21 protein-coding genes are annotated in these 16,993 nt (G+C 67.4%); 10 read left to right on the forward strand and 11 right to left on the reverse strand.

The features are described from left to right. Positions 1 to 11: 11 nt before the first annotated feature. Both ACO07I_RS21800 and ACO07I_RS21805 read right to left on the reverse strand, forming a co-directional pair. Positions 12 to 1,523 carry a class I adenylate-forming enzyme family protein gene (locus ACO07I_RS21800; protein ID WP_422011052.1) on the reverse strand — a complete coding sequence of 504 codons (1,512 nt, stop codon included), beginning with the start codon at positions 1,521 to 1,523 and terminating at the stop codon, positions 12 to 14. 50 nt (positions 1,524 to 1,573) lie between these two features. Further along, on the reverse strand, positions 1,574 to 2,317 hold the full coding sequence (locus ACO07I_RS21805; protein ID WP_422011054.1) for an SDR family oxidoreductase: 744 nt from the start codon (positions 2,315 to 2,317) through the stop codon (positions 1,574 to 1,576). A 71-nt stretch (positions 2,318 to 2,388) separates the two neighbouring features. Between ACO07I_RS21805 and ACO07I_RS21810 the strand changes: the two genes are divergently transcribed. The 3 genes from ACO07I_RS21810 to ACO07I_RS21820 are packed head-to-tail and all read left to right on the forward strand — an operon-like array spanning position 2,389 to position 3,801. Beyond that, positions 2,389 to 2,769, forward strand: a complete 381-nt coding sequence (locus tag ACO07I_RS21810) for a Rid family hydrolase (RefSeq protein ID WP_422011056.1) — start codon at positions 2,389 to 2,391, stop codon at positions 2,767 to 2,769. 31 nt (positions 2,770 to 2,800) lie between these two features. Next, positions 2,801 to 3,265: a hypothetical protein gene (locus ACO07I_RS21815; protein ID WP_422011058.1), complete on the forward strand. Its 465-nt coding sequence runs from the start codon at positions 2,801 to 2,803 to the stop codon at positions 3,263 to 3,265. An 8-nt stretch (positions 3,266 to 3,273) separates the two neighbouring features. Next, entirely contained in the window at positions 3,274 to 3,801 is a 528-nt protein-coding gene (locus ACO07I_RS21820; RefSeq protein ID WP_422011060.1) for a hypothetical protein, read from the forward strand. Positions 3,802 to 3,805: 4 nt separating this feature from the next. On the opposite strand, the gene ACO07I_RS21825 is transcribed toward ACO07I_RS21820, so the two are convergent. Further along, entirely contained in the window at positions 3,806 to 4,093 is a 288-nt protein-coding gene (locus ACO07I_RS21825) for a hypothetical protein (RefSeq protein WP_422011062.1), read from the reverse strand. Positions 4,094 to 4,191: 98 nt separating this feature from the next. On the opposite strand from ACO07I_RS21825, the gene ACO07I_RS21830 reads away from it, so the two are divergent. Continuing rightward, the gene (locus ACO07I_RS21830; protein ID WP_422011064.1) at positions 4,192 to 4,509 is read left to right on the forward strand and encodes a hypothetical protein; all 318 of its coding nucleotides are present in this window, start codon (positions 4,192 to 4,194) and stop codon (positions 4,507 to 4,509) included. Here the strand turns inward: ACO07I_RS21830 and ACO07I_RS21835 are convergent. Further along, positions 4,490 to 5,482: an alpha/beta hydrolase gene (locus ACO07I_RS21835; RefSeq protein ID WP_422011066.1), complete on the reverse strand. Its 993-nt coding sequence runs from the start codon at positions 5,480 to 5,482 to the stop codon at positions 4,490 to 4,492. The genes ACO07I_RS21830 and ACO07I_RS21835 overlap by 20 nt on opposite strands. Positions 5,483 to 5,534: 52 nt before the next feature. Between ACO07I_RS21835 and ACO07I_RS21840 the strand changes: the two genes are divergently transcribed. Genes ACO07I_RS21840 through ACO07I_RS21850 form a run of 3 tightly spaced genes read left to right on the forward strand, consistent with a single transcriptional unit; the run spans position 5,535 to position 7,004 of the window. After that, a complete protein-coding gene (locus tag ACO07I_RS21840) occupies positions 5,535 to 5,717 on the forward strand; it encodes a zinc-finger domain-containing protein (RefSeq protein WP_298310300.1) in 183 nt (60 codons plus the stop codon). Between the two features lie 12 nt (positions 5,718 to 5,729). Beyond that, positions 5,730 to 6,188 carry a MaoC family dehydratase gene (locus tag ACO07I_RS21845; RefSeq protein WP_422011068.1) on the forward strand — a complete coding sequence of 153 codons (459 nt, stop codon included), beginning with the start codon at positions 5,730 to 5,732 and terminating at the stop codon, positions 6,186 to 6,188. A 6-nt stretch (positions 6,189 to 6,194) separates the two neighbouring features. Further along, positions 6,195 to 7,004 (forward strand): phytanoyl-CoA dioxygenase family protein, encoded by an 810-nt coding sequence (locus tag ACO07I_RS21850; RefSeq protein WP_422011070.1) that lies wholly within the window; start codon positions 6,195 to 6,197, stop codon positions 7,002 to 7,004. Between the two features lie 18 nt (positions 7,005 to 7,022). On the opposite strand, the gene ACO07I_RS21855 is transcribed toward ACO07I_RS21850, so the two are convergent. From ACO07I_RS21855 to ACO07I_RS21885, 7 genes are read right to left on the reverse strand one after another with little or no spacing between them, the layout of a single operon-like run. Continuing rightward, positions 7,023 to 7,400: a hypothetical protein gene (locus ACO07I_RS21855; RefSeq protein ID WP_422011072.1), complete on the reverse strand. Its 378-nt coding sequence runs from the start codon at positions 7,398 to 7,400 to the stop codon at positions 7,023 to 7,025. Between the two features lie 49 nt (positions 7,401 to 7,449). After that, positions 7,450 to 8,472, reverse strand: a complete 1,023-nt coding sequence (locus ACO07I_RS21860; protein WP_422011074.1) for an NADPH:quinone oxidoreductase family protein — start codon at positions 8,470 to 8,472, stop codon at positions 7,450 to 7,452. Between the two features lie 29 nt (positions 8,473 to 8,501). Continuing rightward, positions 8,502 to 9,269 (reverse strand): crotonase/enoyl-CoA hydratase family protein, encoded by a 768-nt coding sequence (locus tag ACO07I_RS21865; RefSeq protein ID WP_422011076.1) that lies wholly within the window; start codon positions 9,267 to 9,269, stop codon positions 8,502 to 8,504. Positions 9,270 to 9,278: 9 nt separating this feature from the next. Further along, entirely contained in the window at positions 9,279 to 9,662 is a 384-nt protein-coding gene (locus ACO07I_RS21870) for a hypothetical protein (RefSeq protein WP_422011078.1), read from the reverse strand. Next, positions 9,659 to 10,120: a hypothetical protein gene (locus tag ACO07I_RS21875; protein WP_422011080.1), complete on the reverse strand. Its 462-nt coding sequence runs from the start codon at positions 10,118 to 10,120 to the stop codon at positions 9,659 to 9,661. The genes ACO07I_RS21870 and ACO07I_RS21875 overlap by 4 nt, the downstream gene beginning before the upstream one ends. Positions 10,121 to 10,124: 4 nt before the next feature. After that, entirely contained in the window at positions 10,125 to 11,309 is a 1,185-nt protein-coding gene (locus ACO07I_RS21880; protein WP_422011082.1) for a urate hydroxylase PuuD, read from the reverse strand. Positions 11,310 to 11,329: 20 nt separating this feature from the next. Further along, a complete protein-coding gene (locus ACO07I_RS21885) occupies positions 11,330 to 12,691 on the reverse strand; it encodes a nucleobase:cation symporter-2 family protein (RefSeq protein WP_422011084.1) in 1,362 nt (453 codons plus the stop codon). A 156-nt stretch (positions 12,692 to 12,847) separates the two neighbouring features. Between ACO07I_RS21885 and aceB the strand changes: the two genes are divergently transcribed. Genes aceB through ACO07I_RS21900 form a run of 3 tightly spaced genes read left to right on the forward strand, consistent with a single transcriptional unit; the run spans position 12,848 to position 16,989 of the window. Then, positions 12,848 to 14,467, forward strand: a complete 1,620-nt coding sequence (gene aceB / locus ACO07I_RS21890) for a malate synthase A (RefSeq protein ID WP_422011086.1) — start codon at positions 12,848 to 12,850, stop codon at positions 14,465 to 14,467. Between the two features lie 10 nt (positions 14,468 to 14,477). After that, positions 14,478 to 16,010, forward strand: coding sequence for an acyl--CoA ligase (locus tag ACO07I_RS21895; RefSeq protein WP_422011088.1), 1,533 nt, complete (start codon positions 14,478 to 14,480; stop codon positions 16,008 to 16,010). A gap of 10 nt (positions 16,011 to 16,020) precedes the next feature. Then, a complete protein-coding gene (locus tag ACO07I_RS21900) occupies positions 16,021 to 16,989 on the forward strand; it encodes a 2-dehydropantoate 2-reductase (RefSeq protein ID WP_422011090.1) in 969 nt (322 codons plus the stop codon). Positions 16,990 to 16,993: the final 4 nt, after the last annotated feature.

Raw genomic sequence — 16,993 nt, forward strand, 5'->3', positions numbered from 1 at the left:
CTCCTTTGAGGTCAAACCCGCTTCGCGTCGTCTCGTGCGTAGGTCGCGACGGCGCGGTCGACCAGCGTCTTGCGGTCGATCTTGTTGGTTCCCGCGAGCGGCAGCTCGTCGACGAACCACACCGCACGGGGATGGGCGTAGGCGGGGCCGTTGTCGAGGGCGAAGCGGCGCAGGGCCTCCTCGGTCGGCGCCGTACCGGGCTTCGCGACGACGAAGGCGACCGGGAGCTGGTACTTGATCTCGTCCGGGACCGGCACGACGCAGGCCTGCGCCACCTCGGGATGCCGGCCCAGCAGCTTCTCGACTTCGCCCGGATAGACGTTCTCGCCGCCGCACTGGAACATGTCGTCGGCGCGGCCGACGAAGAAGACGAAGCCGTTCTCGTCGCGCCGCATCACGTCGCCGGTGTCGTACCAGCCGTCGATCAGGCGCTTCTTCGTGTCGGCCTCGCGGTTGAGATAGCCGCTCATCAGCGCCGGCGTGCGGATGTGCAGCACGCCCTGCGTGGCGCCGGTTTCCGCGCCGCCGACGAACTTCACCTCGATGTTGGCGCGCGGATAGCCCAGCGCACCCATGGGCTTGGGGATACCGTCGGGATGCGGCCCGAAGCCCAGCGGGCCGGACTCGGTGGTGCCCCAGCTGTTGGCGGTCTCGGCATTGGGGAACAGCCGGTGCATCTGCTCGAAGAACTCCGCCGTCGAAGGCGCGGAGCCCGTGACCGCCGTCGTGACGCAGCCGAGGTCCGCCTTGGCGAGTTCTTCGGTTTCGCGCATCACCAGCGCCAGCATGGTCGGCACGGAGGTGATCATCGCGACGCGCTGGCGGTCGATGGCGCGGATGAAGCCGCGGGCCGTGAAGTTGGTCATCAGCACGATCGTGCCGCCGTTGATCATCGCCATCTTGGCGCTGAACAGGCCGTTCATGTGGAACAGCGGCGCGGCGATGATGATCTTCTGTCCCTCGATGCCGGGCCGCTGCTCCGGCGTGGCGCCGGTCGCCCAGAGGTAACCGCCATGCGTCAGCGGCACGCCCTTGGGCAGGCCGGTGGAGCCGGAGGTGTAGAGGATCATGGCGACTTCTTCCGGCGCCATGTCGACCGGCTCGAAGGACCCTGCGTCGAGCAGACTGTCGAGCTCCTCGATGGCAACGGTCGGCACCAGCGAACCGACCAGCGGCGCGCGCTCGGTGTCGGCGATCGCCAGCTTGACGGACGAGTCCTTCATGATGTGCGCGACCGTCTCGCGCGGCAGCTTGTGATTGACGCAGACCGACACCAGCCCGGCCGCCATCGTGGCCATGTAGAGCATGAGATAGTCGGCGCTGTTGGCCGCGACGATGGCCACGGAATCGCCGCGCCCGAGCCTGCGCTTCAGCAGCCCGCGCGCCAAGGCGGCGATGCGCAGCCGCGCTTCGCCGTAGCTCAGGCGAAGCTGTTCGTCGCCCTCGGGCGAGACCTGGATGATGAAGGGCCGGTCGGCCGGCGCCTGCGGGTCGAGAATGGCAGCGAGATTCCTGGGGCTCATGATTTCCTGATCGATCAACGGGGGCTCGCCTGCAAGCGACATGCCGGATTTCAGCCGCGTCGATGGAATTGCGAGCCGCCATACGACTGGTCGGTCGGCACGATCTCCATGAAGCTCACATCCATGCGCTGCGGCGCGCCCAGCACGAACATGACCGCCTCGGCGATGTCGGTTGGCTGCAGCGTCTCGAAGCCTTCGTAGAAGCGGCGCCGTCCTTCCTCGCGGTCCTCCATCAGGCCGAGATGGGCACCGGTCTCGACCCGGCCCGGCGAGATCTCGGTCACCCGCACGCCCGACCCGTGCAGGTCGAGGCGCAGCGTCTGGCTGAGATTGTGGATGGCGGCCTTGGTCATGGCATAGACCGGCATGCCGGGCAGCGCCCAGGTGCCCGACGTCGAGCCGAGATTGACGATGTGGCCGAGTCCGCGGGCCCGCATGCCGGGCACGACGGCGGCCAGGCAGTTGAGCGTGCCGCGCAGGTTCACGTCCATCAGCGTTGCGATGTCGTCGGGCGCAGTCTCCCACGACAGGCCGCCGCGCACCGGGGCCGAGGCGTTGTTGACCAGGATGTCGGCATCGAGCGAGCCCAGGGCGCTCAGCACCGCGTCGCGATGGGCGATGTCGAGCGCGATCGGCCGGCAGCCGGTTTCGAGGGCCAGTTCCGTCAGGTCCTCGGTGGAGCGGGCGACGGCATAGACGTCCAGTCCGCCGATCGCGAGCTCGCGCACGACCGCCGCGCCGATGCCGCGACTCGCGCCTGTGACGATGGCAGTACGATAGCGATCGAGTGACACGGCTTCCTCCTTTGCCCGGCGCGAGCGGCCGCCTAAACTGCCACCATAGCGCATCGAAGCTGGAGCACGGCATGGCCAAGAAAGTCTTTCCCGACGGCACGGAGGTGGCGGGCTTCTACGTGCGCACCATCAAGAGCGGTCCGTTCGTCTTCGTGTCGGGCACGACCTCGCTCAATCCCAAGGGGCAGGTGCAGGGCAAGGACGCGGCCCAGCAGACGACGATCACCATGCGCAAGATCGAGGCCGGGCTGAAGTCCGCCGGCGCAAAGTTGAGCGACCTCGTGCGGACGACGATCTACGTGACGGATATCCGCGACATGGGCGCCGTGACGACCGCCCTGGGCAAGTCGCTGAAGGGTGCGGTCGTCACATCGACGCTGGTGGCGGTGAGTGCGCTTGCAGTGCCGGGCCTGCTGGTCGAAATTGAGGCCACGGCCGTCGTCGAGGAGTGATGAGGGACGACGGCTGATCGGGGAGAGTTGGATGAGCGGTAAGAAATCAGGGCTGCTGGGGCGCCGACAGGCGCTGATCGGGTCTGTCGGGGCGGTTGGAACGGTGCTGGCGGCGCCGGCGATCGCCCAGCAGCGGGTCAAGTCCGGAACCGTCAACATCGAGCAGGTCCAGGTGGCCTTTTTCGGCAGCGGCAACGTCGGCAGCGGTACCCTGCACTATGAAGGCCGCAGCTACCGGTTCTCGGTCGGCGGCCTGGGCGTCGGCGGGTTCGGCGTCTCCAAGATGGAAGCCTATGGCGACGTCTACAATCTGAAGGAGCTGCGCCAATTCCCCGGCGCCTACGGCCAGGCGCGCTATGGCACGGCCTACGGCGACAAGGGCAAGGGCGAGATGTGGTTGGAAAACACCAACGGCGTGATGATCGACCTGAAGACGCGGCGCCAGGGCCTGGCCGTGTCGCTCGGCGCCGATGCCGTCATCATCGACTTCAAGTGAGGCGGTCCATGACGACTTTTAGCCGCGCCCTGGCCGGCGCCCTCGTTCTCCTCGCCGCCGCCCCGGCCGTGGCGCAGGACGAGACCCAGACTTTCAACGCCTTCGCCGTGGTGCTCGCCAACGGCACGGTCGTACGGGCCGGCGACAAGCAGCTCGCGGTGGCCGGCAGCCTCGCCGGTCCCATGTTCATCGAGACCGATGAGGGGCCGCAGCAAGCGGGGCGCGTCGGTTGCGCCCTGTCGTCGAAGATCGACCAGGGCAGCCGCAAGACCAGCGCGACGGGGGCCTGCACCTTCACGGCCTACGACGGCGCCACCGCCTGGGGCGAATGGGATTGTGCCGGCTACGAGCTCGTCGGCTGTCGCGGCACGTTCAGGCTGACCGGCGGCACCGGCCGTTTCGAAGGCGCGAGCGGCGAGAGCACGCTCATCTGGCGCCCGACCGCCTACGAGCTGAAGAAGCAGCTCGACGGCATGGCGCTCGACAATGCCAGCGGCATCGTGCTGTGGCGTGAGTTCAAGCTGAAGGGCAAGTAGTCCTTCAGCCGGCCGGCGGGTAGGGGATGCGGGTGCGCTGCAGGAGCTCCTCCAGCGCCTTGATGCCCTGCTCGTATCGGCCCTTCTGGCAGTCGATTCCGGCCCCGAGACGCGCCAGATTGGGGCCGCTCGAGCCCTCGCCACGCTGCGTGTTGTAACGATCGTAGAGTGCCCCGAGCTGGGCGCAGCGTGCCGCCAGTTGCTCGTTGGTCGGCTGGGCGGATAGCGACGCGGGAGCCAGCACCGGGGCGGCGACGGCGCACGAAATCAGGATGGCAAGACGGGCTCTCATGTCCCGCAGTAGGCCACGAATCGGGCGACCTTGCACCCCTCCGGCGGCGCGAGGTACTGTCGATCGCCTCTTTCAGGGAGGCCAAGGGGGAGAGCAAAATGACGACGCGATCGACGATGCAGTGGATGTTCGTGATGGGCATCGCGGGTCTGGTCGCGGCCTGCGGCATGGCGAAGAGCACGCCGGGCGAGGATCCCCGGACGGAAACGAATGCGACTCAGGTCACCTGGACCGACGGCAAGCCCGCCATCGCCATCAGTTGCAAGGAACCCGGCGCCTGCCAGACGCGTGCCGTCGCGATGTGCGGCAGCACGGGCGGCGATTACAAGACGTTGAAGATGGAGAACATGCCGACGCGCGGCGACATGTCGGAAGTGCGCGGCGCCGCTTCCGTCGTCATTCGCTGCGGGGCCTAGCGCTGGCCTGACCGTCGCGCTTCGATCCCCAGAGGCTCGCCATCTCGGGCAGGGATTTCGAGGCGTCCGCGCCCGACGGGAGCGGGCCTTCGTGGTTTGATATCCACGCCACGACATCTTCCGTTACGGCCGGCCCCGCCTTGTCGCGCATCAACAGGTGGTAGCCTTCCTTGTAGAAGGCGAGCTTTGAATCGGGCCGCGGCGGCATGATCTCGATCGCGGCCTTGACCGGCGCCTGCGGGACGATGCGATCGCCCAGCCCGTACATCATGAGATAGGGCTCCTTGACGCGCGCCGCGGAGGCGCGCGCGTCGTCCATCAGGTCGACCAGTCCGTAGGCCATGTCGAGGCGGGGCTGGCGCAGCATCATCGGATCGTTGCGCAGCTTGTCGATGGTCTTGGGATTGTCGGTCGGCTTGTAGTCGATCGAGGTCGGGCCGGCCGGCATCCAGGGGATGGTGTGGGCGAAGAACCACAGGCCGGCGCTGGCCACCGGGCCGAACGTGTCGCGCGAGCGGACGGCCGCGGCCGACAGGACCAGCCCGTCCGATTCGGTCCCGCGATCGGCCGCCACCAGCACCACGGCACCCCCCATGCTCTCGCCGGCGAGGTAGAAGGGCACGCCGGGATGGCGGGCCCGCACCAGGGCAGCCACCGCCTTCGCATCGTCCACGAGCGTGTCCGTGCCGGGCCAGCGGCCGCGGGTCGGACTGCCGCCGAAGCCGCGCTGATCATAGGCGTATGTGGTGATTCCGGCGTCGGACCAGCTCCCGGCCGGCTCCTCCCACGCCATGCGGTAGTCGCCGAACCCGTGCAGGGCCAGGATGACCGCCTTGGGGGCGCCGTTTGCCGCAGGCCAGACCGACAGCGGTAGCGCAGTCCCGTCCGCCGCGACATAACGGTCGTCGGTCAGCCGCGGCGCCTGCACCGGGCCGCCCGCCGGAACCACGGACGGGGCGCAGGCTGAGAGCATGACCGCGGCGGCGGAGGCCGCTATCATTCGCCGGCGTAACAGGAGTGGGATCGTGACGGAGCCGTTTGAAATCATCACTGTCGATACTGACCGCGTCGCCTGCGATGGCGGTGGCGGCGCGTTGGGCCATCCCAAAGTGTACCTCAACCTGGGCCCGGAAGGACACGTCGAGTGTCCCTACTGCAGCAGGCTCTACAAGCTGCGCGAAGGCGCAACTCTCGCCCACGCTCACTGAGGGGCCGACCCCATGAAACAGCTCGGTGAAGGCTGGAACTGGCGCGACCTCAAGGTCGGCGACAAGTTCGTCACCTATGGCCGAACGATCTTCGAGGCCGACCTCCTGAATTTCGTGACCCTTTGCGGCTTTTCCGAGGAGCTGTTCACGAACAGGGAGTACATTCGCGAGCACGCGCCGATGCGCGGCGGGCACCCCGTGCCCGGTGCCCTGGTCTATTCCATGGCCGAAGGCCTGGTGATCCCGACGACCCTGCAGGGAACGGGCCTCGCCTTCCTGTCGATGGGCTTCGACATCAAGGGCCCGACCTACGTCAACGACACGATCCACGTCGAGATCGAGGTCACCGAGATCAAGCAGACCTCGAAGGACCCGATGCGCGCGCTGGTGCGGACCACCAACCTGGTCAAGAACCAGAAGGGCGAAACGGTCCTGATCTACACGCCGCTGCGCATGATGCAGGGAAGCTGACGTCCGATGCCGATGCCGACCGATGCCGAGATCGCCCGCTACCGCGAGGATGGTGCGGTCTGCCTGCGCAACGCCATTCCGATGGAATGGATCGAGCGGATGCGCGCGGCGGTGGACGACGACATGAAGAGTCCGGGGCCGATGGTGCGGATCAACACGCCGCAGGGCGCGCCCGGCCTGTTCTTCGTCGACTTCCAGCTCTGGCAGCGCCACCCGGCGGCCCGTGCCTTCGTCTACGAATCGCCCGCGCGCGAGATCGTGGCCCGCCTCATGGGCTCGCAGGAGGTCGTCTACTATCACGACCATCTGCTGGTGAAGGAGCCGGGCACGCAGGAACGGACGCCCTGGCATCACGACCAGCCCTACTATCCGATCGACGGCGAGCAGGTCATCTCGCTATGGACGCCGCTCGATCCGGTCGACCGCGAGACCTGCGTGGAATACGTGAAGGGCTCGCATCGCTGGGGCCGCTGGTTCCAGCCCAAGTTCTTCAAGCAGGGCGGCGTCGACCTGCAGGTCCAGGACAGCCGCTTCGAGCCGCTGCCCGATCTCGATGCCGAGCGCGGCCAACACGAATTCCTCGCGTGGGACATGGAGCCGGGCGACGTCATCGCCTTCCACGCGCTCACGCTGCACGGCGCCTCCGGCAATCGTTCGAGCGCCCGCCGCCGCCGTGCCTGGGCGACGCGCTGGTGCGGCGACGACGCCCGTTACGGGGCGCGCGTCGGCCAGATTTCCCCGCCCATCGAGGGCCATGGGTTGAAGCCGGGCGACCGGCTCGAATGCGAGACCTTCCCCAAGGTCTGGCCGGCCTGATCGCGCGCAGCCGCGCTCCTAGGAGTCTGCGCCGAAACCGTCCAGCCAGTCGCGGGCTTGATGCAGTTCGCGAAAGATCTTCACGGGGCGGTCCCCCTCGGCCAGCACTTCGAACAGGCTGGCCTGCTGGTAGGCATGGTCCGTGACCGCGACGATGGCGAGGGGGCCGAGCTTGCTCACCTGGAGATAGGCGCGGATGCGGGCCCCGAGCGCCATCATGTCGGCGTCGCTCAGCATCACCGTGGCGTGCGTCATGTCGAAGATCTTGCGGTAAGGCAGCACCTCGGCGATGGCCACGCCGTCGAGATACTGTTCGATGTCCCTGAGCCGCAGCTCGTCCCGCGCGACGGCGATCACGAGTCGATGCGGCTTGGAGATCGTCCACTGGACCGGCATGGCAACCGACTATGCCGGATCGACGGCAGGACCGACAAGCGCCCGCGTGTTACGGAACGAGGACGGCCTTGCCGACGACGGTGCGCTCCTCGATCAGGCGAAAAGCCTTCACCCAATCTGCAAGGTCGTAGGTCGCCGCAACCGTCGCCTTGAGCTTCCCCTCGGTGAACCACCGGGTCAGTTCCTTCTGGGCGGCGGCCACCAGCGCACGGCGACCGGCGAGCGCCTCGGCCTCCTTGGGCGACGGCACGCCCTTGCCGCCCCAGCCGTTCCAGTAGCCGTAGTAGAAGCCAATCACCGTCACGTTCTTGACCAGCAGGATGTTGGCCGGGATCTGCGGGACGGTGCCGCTGGCGAAGCCCATCGGAATGATGCGTCCCTCGGGCGCCACGCACCGCAGCGACGCATCGAACGCCGATCCGCCCACCGGATCGTAGATCACGTCGGCGCCGCGTCCGCCGGTGATGTCCAGCACCTTGGTGCGCAGGTCCTCGGCGCGATAGTCGATCAGGTGATCCGCACCGGCCTCGCGGGCCGCTTTCAGCTTGTCGGCGCCGCCGGCGCTGGCGATCACGATCGCGCCCATCGCCTTGCCGACCTCGATCGCGGTGAGGCCCGAGCCGCCGCCCGCACCGTGCACAAGGAGCACTTCGCCGGGCTGCAGGTTGGCTTTCCACTTCAGGGCGCCGTAGGCGGTCGGGTAGAGCGTCGGAAAGTTGGTCGCCTCGGCATAGGGCATGATCTCGGGGATCGGCACGAGGTTCGCGGCCGCGGCCGTGGCGTACTCGGCGAATGCGCCCTGGCTGACGCCCGTCGCGATGCGGTCGCCCACGGAAACGTTGGTCACGCCGTCGCCCAATGCCACGACATGGCCAGCCAGTTCGTTGCCGGGCACGTAGGGCAGGGCAGGCTTGTTCTGATGCTTGCCCTGCACCCCCAGCATGGCGGCGAAACTCACGCCGGCGGCACGGACCTTGACCAGAACTTCGCCGGCCTTCGGCACGGGCTGGGGAATGTCCTCGACCTTGAGACTGTCGATTGGACCATAGGCATGACAAACCAGCGCCCGCATATCCCTACCTCTCGAATAGTTCTCGAACTCTATTTCTTGAATTGTCCGTGCCGGCCTTCGCCCTGGGCGAAGCGTGCCGCGCCGCCCTGCGATTCCTGCCGCCTTGCGTCGAGCGACAGTTCCATCTCGCGGCGAATCGCCGAGGCTTCGTCTCTGTCGAAACTCTCGTAGGCCGACTGGCGGTCCGACGTCATGGCGATCGGCGGGAAGCCTGCGATCTGGCGGGCCAGCGCCTCGGCCTCCGCGCGGGTCGTGCCGCGTGCCACCTTGCGCGTGGCCAGGCCGATCGCGATCGCCTCGTCGGCGCCGACGGCGCGGCCGGTCAGCAGCATGTCCATGGCGCGGCCCTGGCCGACGATGCGCGGCAGGCGCACGGTCGTGCCGTCGCTCATCGGCACGCCCCAGCGGCGCGAGAACACGCCGAAGGTGGCCGTCTCGTCGACGATGCGGATGTCGCAGAACAGCGCGACGCCCAGGCCGCCGGCGCAGGCATGGCCCTCGATGGCGGCGATCACCGGCTTGGACAAGGGCGCGCGCAGCGGGCCTTCGTCGCTGCCGGCCCAGGGAAAATAGTCGGTGCCCGCGCCCAGCTCCTTGAGGTCGGCGCCGGCACAGAAGGCGCCGCCCGCGCTCGTCAGCACGGCGACGCGCGCCGCGGCATCGGCCTCGAAGACACGCAGCGCGTCGGCAAGCCCGTGCGCCGCCTCGTTGTCGAGGGCGTTCCGGGCCTGCGGCCGGTTGATGATGATGGTGGTCACCGGCCCCTGGACCTCGACCAGAATTTTCGACGTGCTCATGCCTTCGTCTTAGCGAACCGTGATGAGCTCGTCTTCAAGCTGGGCGTTGGAGCGGGTCGGTGTGCGGAAGTACCACCAGTTCTTCTGGGCGGTCCAATGCTCCTTGCGTGCCGTGCCGCCGCCCCAGACGCAACGCTTGAAGTCGCGCGTCGCGGCCATGAAGGCCCGGTCGGCCTCGTCGAGCTTGAGCGCGTGGTCGCCCATCTCCTCGCGGCTGAACATCGGCAGCGCCTCGAGGATGAGTTCCCGCACGTCGACGTCATTCAGCCAGTTGTCGAGATCGAACGTGTAGTCTTCCCGCTCGAGGCCGCGGGCGAAGGTCGCCCACTGGTCGATCAGTTCCTGCAGATCGGCCACGTTGGGCGGGCCGGGCGGTGGTGACGGCGGGTTCAATCGTTCCCTCTTTCGGATTGCCGACGGTAGTAGCGCTCGCCGTCGTTGGGTTTGAAGAAGGTGCGTATGACGCCATTGGCATTGAAGGCGATGAAGGCACCGGTGTCACGGTCGAAACGCGTCACGACGCCATCGCGCCGCACCGTCTCGAGGATCGGTCCGCCGACCTTGGCGTCGCGCAGAAGCTGCGCCTGACGCAGATAATCCTGTTTGGTGATGCGACCGAACTCGCTGCCATGCTTCTGGTAGTGATCGTCGAGGCGGCGCTGGTCGGCGAAGCCCACGCTCGCGCCCCAGCCCTGGCCCGCCTCGCGCGCCTCGGCCGAGATCGCAGCCCCGCGCGCGGCTTCGCGCTGGCCGCGCTCCGAAGTCTGGGTCCAGAAGAGGAAGATCGCGACCGCCGCCAGCGCCGCCGTCAGGAGACGGCGCCACGGCACGCCGCGGGAGCGGAGGTTCATGCTCCTATTGTGCGCCGCCTTTGAACCAGCGCGCAATCATGCGGCGCTCGGCATCGGTGATGTTCGTCATGTTGCCGGGCGGCATGACGCGCGAGGCGGCGGCCTGCTGGTTGATGGCCGCAGCCATCGCGTGAATTTGTGCGGGGGTCTCGAGCAGCAGTCCCTTGGGCGGCGCCAGGAAGCCCTCCTGCGTCGGTTTCGCCGCGTGGCAGGGCGTGCAGCGCGTCTGGATGATGGGCTGGACCTCGGCGAAGGCGACCGGGGCGCCACCGTCGGCGCTGGGACGCGGCAGGGCGAGCAGGGCGGTGAAGGCTAGGAAGACGAAGCCGGCGGCCAGAACCAGCGGGTTGGCGTTTCCCTTGTGGCGCTGCACGAACCAGACGCGGATCAGGGCGCCGGCCATCGAGATCGTGAGCAGCAGCACCCAGTTCCATTCGTGGCCGTAGAGGCCGGCGTAATGGTTGCTGATCATCGTGAACAGCACGGGCAGTGTGAAATAGGTATTGTGGACCGAGCGCTGGCGGCCGCGCAGCCCGTGGATCGGGTCGGGAATGCGGCCTTCTTCCTTGGCCTTCACCAGCTCGCGCTGGCCGGGGATGATCACGAAGTAGACGTTCAGCACCATGATGGTGCCAAGCATCGCGCCGAAATGGATGTAGGCACCGCGGCCGGAGAAGATGTGGCAGAGCGCCCAGGCGGCGGCGACGCAGTAGACGAAAACCAGACCGCCCAGCACGACCTCGTCCTGGCCGAGGACCGAGCGGCAGAGGAAATCGTAGACCAGCCAGCCCAGCACGAGGAAACCGAGCCCGATGGCGATCGCCTGTGGCTTCGTCAGCGGCAGGACCGACGGGTCGATCAGCGCAACCTCGGCGCCGTAGTAATAGACGAGGCAGAGCAGGAAGAAGCCGGTGACGAGCGTGGTGTAGGCTTCCCACTTGAACCAGTGCAGCTCGGGGGGCAGCCGCTCGGGGGCCACCTTGAACTTCTTGGCGGTATAGAAGCCGCCGCCATGGACCGCCCAGACCTCGCCGCCGATCCCCTTGGCCTCGTCGGCTGGGTCGAGCGGCTTGTGCAGGTGGTTGTCCAGCCAGATGAAATAGAAGGAGGCGCCGATCCAGGCGATGCCCACGATCATGTGGGCCCAGCGCAGGATCAGATTGAGCCACTCGACGACGTACGGGTCCATTGATCCTCTGGTGCGCAAACCTAGTGCGCGGTCTCGGCTTCCCGTCCGGCGGCCGTGGCGTCGGCCACTGCCGCCGCGCCACTGCGCATGCCGTTGAAGTAGGCGTTGAGCGCAATCGCGGCGATCGAAGCCAATAAAATCCCGCTGTGCAAGAGGGGACTGAGGGCTTTCGGCATGTGCCCGAAGAATCCCTCCGAAACCTGCGGGATCATGCCGAGTCCGATGCTGACGGCTACGATGTAGGTGTTGCCGGGATTGCCGCGGAAGTCGACGCGCGACAGGACGCGGATGCCGGTGGCGCAGATCATGCCGAACATGACAATGCCGGCGCCGCCCAGCACGAACTGCGGGATCGAGGCGACGATCGTGGCGAGCTTGGGGAACAGGCCGAGCACCAGCATGATCACGCCGCCGGTTGCCGTGACCCAGCGCGAGCGCACCCCGGTGATGCCGACCAGGCCGACATTCTGCGAGAAAGAGGTGTAGGGGAATGTATTGAACACGCCGCCGATCAGGGTGCCGAGACCGTCGGCGCGCAGGCCCCGTGTCATTTCCTCCCGGCTGATCGTGCGGTCGGTCACCTCGCCCAGGGCGAGGAATACGCCGGTCGACTCGATCATCACCACGATCAGGACCAGGCTCATCGTGAGGATGGCCAGCAGGTCGAAGGTCGGCCAGCCGAACTGGAACGGATGGACGAGTTCGACCCACCTGGCCTGGGCGACGCCGGCGAAATTCACCTCGCCCTGCGCGAAGGCCACGCCGAATCCGACGATCAGCCCCAGGAGGACGGCAATGTTGGCGAAGAAGCCCGTGCAGTATTTCGTGGCGCCGAGGATGACCAGAAGCACCAGGAGCGACACGGCGAGATAGAGCGGGTCGCCGAAGCGCGGATTGCCGGCGCCGCCCGCCGCCCAGTTGATGCCGACCCCCAACAGGGAAATGCCGACCACGGTGATGATGGTCCCGGTGACCACCGGCGGGAACAGGGGCAGGAGCCGGCTGATGAACGGCGCCGCCAGAATGCCGAACAGGCCGGCGCCGATAACCGCGCCGTAGATGCCGAGCAGGCCGAGACGCGGATCGGCGGCCATCGCCAGCATCGGGCCGACCGCGGCGAAGGTGACCCCCATCATCACCGGCATCCGGATGCCGAAGCCGCGGATGCCGAGGCTCTGGATCAAGGTGGCGATGCCGCAGGCGAACAGATCGGCATTGATCAGCACCGCCACCTGTTCCTTGGGAAGCTTCATCGCCCCACCCAGGATCAGGGGAACCGCGACGGCGCCTGCATACATCACGAGGACGTGTTGCAAGCCGAGGGGGAGCAGCCTGCCCAGAGGCGGCTTTTCATCCACCGGGTCGACGGTGTGGTCAGGCATCGATCTTCTCCCCCCGAGCGATGTCGCCGCTTACACGAGCCCGGGGCGCAGCCGGCCTGCCAGCCGGCAAAACGCCAATTCAGACTCGCCTAAGGAAGTGGACGGCGGTAAATCGCCCTTTCGACTGTATCCGAAAGAATTTCGAGGGGAACGAGAATGGCGGCTTTGGACCTTCCGGCGGGCGTGACGATCGACGGTGCCCTCAAGCCCGGCTTCGAAAAGGTGCTCACCAAAGAGGCAGTCGCCTTCGTCGCCGACCTCCAGCGCAAGTTCAATGCCCGCCGTGAGGAGCTGCTCGCCCTGCGCGTGGAGCGCCAGAAGCGTCTCGATGCCGGCGAGAAGCCGGACTTCCTGCCCGAGACCGCCAAGATCCGCGAGAGCGACTGGACGGTCGCACCGCTGCCCAAGGACATTCTGGATCGCCGGGTCGAGATCACCGGACCGGTCGATCGCAAGATGATCATCAATGCGCTGAACTGCGGCGCCAACGTCTTCATGGCCGACTTCGAGGATGCCTCGACCCCGACCTGGGCCAACATGGTCGAAGGGCAGTACAATCTGGCCGACGCCGTCCGCCGCCAGATCGACTATGTCGATCCGGTCAGCGGCAAGTCCTACAAGCTGAACGAAAAGACCGCCGTGCTGTTCGTGCGCCCGCGCGGCTGGCACCTGCTCGAGAAGCACATGACGGTCGACGGCAAGCCGATGTCGGGCTCGCTGTTCGATTTCGGCCTCTACTTCTTCCACAATGCCAAGGAAGCGCTGTCGCGCGGCACCGGCCCGTATTTCTACCTGCCCAAGCTCGAGAGCCATCTCGAGGCGCGGCTGTGGAACGACGTGTTCGTTGCCGCCCAGGACGCGCTCGGCGTGCCGCAGAAGTCGATCAAGGCCACGGTGCTGATCGAGACGATCGTCGCCACCTTCGAGATGGACGAGATCCTGTGGGAGCTGAAGGATCACTCGGCCGGCCTCAATTGCGGCCGCTGGGATTACATCTTCTCCTTCATCAAGAAGTTCCGCGAGCAGGAGTGGGCGGTGCTGCCCGATCGCGGCACGGTCGGCATGACCTCGCACTTCCTGCGCTCCTACAGCCAGCTCGTGATCAAGACCTGCCACCGCCGCGAAGTGCACGCGATGGGCGGCATGGCGGCGCAGATTCCGATCAAGAACGATCCCAAGGCCAACGACGAGGCGATGGGCCGCGTCCATGCCGACAAGAAGCGCGAGGCCGGCGACGGCCATGACGGCACGTGGGTCGCCCATCCCGGCCTGGTGCCGATCGCCAAGGCCGAGTTCGACGCGGTCATGAAGGAAGCCAACCAGATCGCGCGCAAGCGCCAGGACGTGCACGTCACCGCCGCCGACCTGATCCAGATCCCCACGGGTCCGAAGACCGAGGCCGGCCTGCGCCAGAACGTGGCGGTGGGCATCGGCTATGTCGAGGCCTGGCTGCGCGGCATCGGCTGCGTGCCGCTGTTCAACCTGATGGAAGACGCCGCCACCGCCGAGATCAGCCGCGCGCAGGTCTGGCAGTGGGTGCGCCACAACCAGAAGCTCGACGACGGCCGCGCCATCACCAAGGAACTCGTCCGCCAGATCGTGCGCGAGGAGAACGACAAGGTGAAGGCGCAGATCGGCGAGGAAGCCTATGCCAAGGGCCGCTACGAGGACGCCGCCCAGCTGATGATCGACCTGGTCGAGCAGCCGCAGTTCTACGAGTTCCTGACCCTGCCGGCCTACGATCGCATCATGGCCGACGAGAAGGCGGCGGCCTGAAGGACAGACGATGATCAAGACCGTTTATGACGTCGCCTCCGCGGGCAAGCCCGATGCGCCCGCGATCGGCGCGCCGGGCCGGCCGTGGCTCACCTATGGCGACCTGAAGAAGCTGACCGAGGATACGCTGGCCACGCTCAACGGCGTCGGCATCGGCCGTGGCGACAGGGTCGCCATGGTGGCGCCCAACGGACCGGAGATGGCGTCCTCGTTCATCGCCGTTGCGTCGGGCACGAGCTCGGCGCCGCTCAACCCGGCCTATCGCGCCGACGAGTTCGAGTTCTATCTCGACGATCTGAAGCCCAAGGCGGTGATCGTGCAGCAGGGCATGGACAGCCCGGTGCGCGGCATGGCGGAGAAGGTCGGCGTGCCGATCATCGAGCTGATCCCGACCGCCGACGGTCCGGCCGGCAGCTTCACGCTCGACGTGTCTGCGCTGAAGCCGGCCAAGGCCGACAAGCCCGGCATGTCGGTCGACGGTGAGATCGCCCTGGTGCTGCACACGTCGGGCACGACGGCGCGGCCCAAGATCGTGCCGCTGTCGACGGCCAACCTCGCGGCCTCGGCGCGCCACATCGCGGCGTCGCTGGCGCTGACGTCGAACGACCGCTGCATGAACATCATGCCGCTCTTCCACATCCACGGGCTGATCGCCGCGACGCTGTCGTCGCTGGGCGCCGGCGCATCGGTCTCCTGCACGCCGGGCTTCAACGCGCTGCGCTTCTTCGCCCAGCTCGATGAGGTGAAGCCCACCTGGTACACGGCGGTCCCTACCATGCACCAGGCGATCCTCACGCGCCTGCGCAGCCATACCGACGCCGCGAAGGCCGCCAAGTTGCGGTTCATCCGCTCGTCGTCGGCGTCGCTGCCGCCGCAGGTCATGCTTGAGCTCGAAGCCGCGTTCGATTGCCCGGTGATCGAGGCCTATGGCATGACCGAGGCCAGCCATCAGATGGCGTCCAACGCGCTGCCGCCCGGCAAGCGCAAGCCGGGTGCCGTCGGCCTGCCGGCGGGTCCGAAGATCGCCATCATGGACGAAGCCGGCCACTTCCTGCCGCAGGGCACGATCGGCGAGGTCGTGATCCAGGGGCCGAACGTCACGGCGGGCTACGACAACAATCCCGACGCCAACCTGAAGGCCTTCGCCGATGGCTGGTTCCGCACCGGCGACCAGGGCCGCTTCGACGAGGATGGCTACCTGTTCCTGACGGGCCGCCTCAAGGAGATCATCAATCGCGGCGGCGAGAAGATCAGCCCGATCGAAGTCGATACGATCCTGATGGATCATCCCGCGGTCGAGCAGGTCGTGACCTTCGCGATTCCCCATCCCATGCTGGGCGAGGATGTCGGCGCGGTCGTTGTGCTGCGGGCGGGCCAGGAAGCGACGGAGCGCGAGCTGCGCGACTTCGTGGCCAAGCAGGCCGCCGACTTCAAGGTGCCGCGCAAGGTCGTGTTCGTGAACGAGATCCCGAAGGGCGCCACGGGCAAGCTGCAGCGCATCGGCCTCGCCGCCAAGCTCGGCCTGGGCGAGGCGAAGGCCTGAGGACCGCACCGTGACCTCGATCTGCGTTTTCGGCGCCGGTGCGATCGGCGGCCTGATGGCGGCCAAGCTCGAAATGGCCGGCACGCCCGTCACGGTGGTGGCGCGCGGTGCTCATGGCGACGCGCTGCGCACCCGGGGCCTCGTCCTGCTGAGCGAGGGCAAGGAGACGGTGACGGAGCCCCGCGTCGCCACCGATCCGAAGGAGATCGGGCCGCAGGACTATCTCGTCCTGACCCTGAAGGCGCATTCGCTGCTGCCGGCGATGGCGCAGCTCCAGCCGCTGATCGGGCCGAACACCACGATCGTCGCGGCGATCAACGGCGTGCCCTGGTGGTACACCTACAAGCTGGGCGGCGAGTTCGAAGGCAAGCGCATCGAATCGGTCGATCCCGAGGGGGCGCTCACGGCCGCGCTGCCGCCGTCGCAGGTGCTGGGCAGCATCGTCTATCCGGCCGCCGACGTGGTCGAGCCCGGCGTGATCCACCACACCTACGGCGACCGCTTTACCTTGGGCGAGCCGGACGGAAGCCGCAGCGAGCGCGCGTCGAAGCTGTCGGAGCTGCTGATCAAGGCCGGCCTCAAGGCGCCGGTCCGGCCGCGCATTCGCGACGAGCTTTGGGTCAAGCTCTGGGGCAACATGGCCTTCAATCCGATCAGCGCGCTGACCGGGGCGACCCTCGACAAGGTGATCGGCGACCCCGGCACGCATGCCGTCTGCCGCGCCCTGATGGTCGAGGGCCAGGCCGTTGCCGAGAAGCTCGGCGTGAAATTCGCCATCAACGTCGACAAGCGCATCGCCGGTGGTGCCGAAGTGGGGTCCCACAAGACCTCGATGCTGCAGGATCTCGAACGCGGTCGGCCGCTCGAGATCGAGGCGCTGCTGGGCGCCGTCGTCGAGATGGCGGAATGGGTCGGTGTCGACATGCCGATCGGCCGCAGCGTGCTGGCGCTGGTCCGCCAGCGCGCCGCGATGCGCTGAGGTG

Origin of the sequence: Reyranella sp., from assembly GCF_965227665.1 — a bacterium.
GTDB lineage: Bacteria > Pseudomonadota > Alphaproteobacteria > Reyranellales > Reyranellaceae > Reyranella.

Coding starts and splice junctions, on each gene's coding strand:
- ACO07I_RS21850 (WP_422011070.1), top strand. CDS start 6,195: ATGCCGATGCCGACCGATGCCGAGATCGCCCGCTACCGCGAGGATGGT.
- aceB (WP_422011086.1), top strand. CDS start 12,848: ATGGCGGCTTTGGACCTTCCGGCGGGCGTGACGATCGACGGTGCCCTC.
- ACO07I_RS21860 (WP_422011074.1), bottom strand. CDS start 8,472: ATGCGGGCGCTGGTTTGTCATGCCTATGGTCCAATCGACAGTCTCAAG.
- ACO07I_RS21835 (WP_422011066.1), bottom strand. CDS start 5,482: ATGCTCTCAGCCTGCGCCCCGTCCGTGGTTCCGGCGGGCGGCCCGGTG.
- ACO07I_RS21855 (WP_422011072.1), bottom strand. CDS start 7,400: ATGCCGGTCCAGTGGACGATCTCCAAGCCGCATCGACTCGTGATCGCC.
- ACO07I_RS21845 (WP_422011068.1), top strand. CDS start 5,730: ATGAAACAGCTCGGTGAAGGCTGGAACTGGCGCGACCTCAAGGTCGGC.
- ACO07I_RS21875 (WP_422011080.1), bottom strand. CDS start 10,120: ATGAACCTCCGCTCCCGCGGCGTGCCGTGGCGCCGTCTCCTGACGGCG.
- ACO07I_RS21825 (WP_422011062.1), bottom strand. CDS start 4,093: ATGAGAGCCCGTCTTGCCATCCTGATTTCGTGCGCCGTCGCCGCCCCG.
- ACO07I_RS21800 (WP_422011052.1), bottom strand. CDS start 1,523: ATGAGCCCCAGGAATCTCGCTGCCATTCTCGACCCGCAGGCGCCGGCC.
- ACO07I_RS21810 (WP_422011056.1), top strand. CDS start 2,389: ATGGCCAAGAAAGTCTTTCCCGACGGCACGGAGGTGGCGGGCTTCTAC.
- ACO07I_RS21895 (WP_422011088.1), top strand. CDS start 14,478: ATGATCAAGACCGTTTATGACGTCGCCTCCGCGGGCAAGCCCGATGCG.
- ACO07I_RS21815 (WP_422011058.1), top strand. CDS start 2,801: ATGAGCGGTAAGAAATCAGGGCTGCTGGGGCGCCGACAGGCGCTGATC.
- ACO07I_RS21830 (WP_422011064.1), top strand. CDS start 4,192: ATGACGACGCGATCGACGATGCAGTGGATGTTCGTGATGGGCATCGCG.
- ACO07I_RS21865 (WP_422011076.1), bottom strand. CDS start 9,269: ATGAGCACGTCGAAAATTCTGGTCGAGGTCCAGGGGCCGGTGACCACC.
- ACO07I_RS21820 (WP_422011060.1), top strand. CDS start 3,274: ATGACGACTTTTAGCCGCGCCCTGGCCGGCGCCCTCGTTCTCCTCGCC.
- ACO07I_RS21880 (WP_422011082.1), bottom strand. CDS start 11,309: ATGGACCCGTACGTCGTCGAGTGGCTCAATCTGATCCTGCGCTGGGCC.
- ACO07I_RS21885 (WP_422011084.1), bottom strand. CDS start 12,691: ATGCCTGACCACACCGTCGACCCGGTGGATGAAAAGCCGCCTCTGGGC.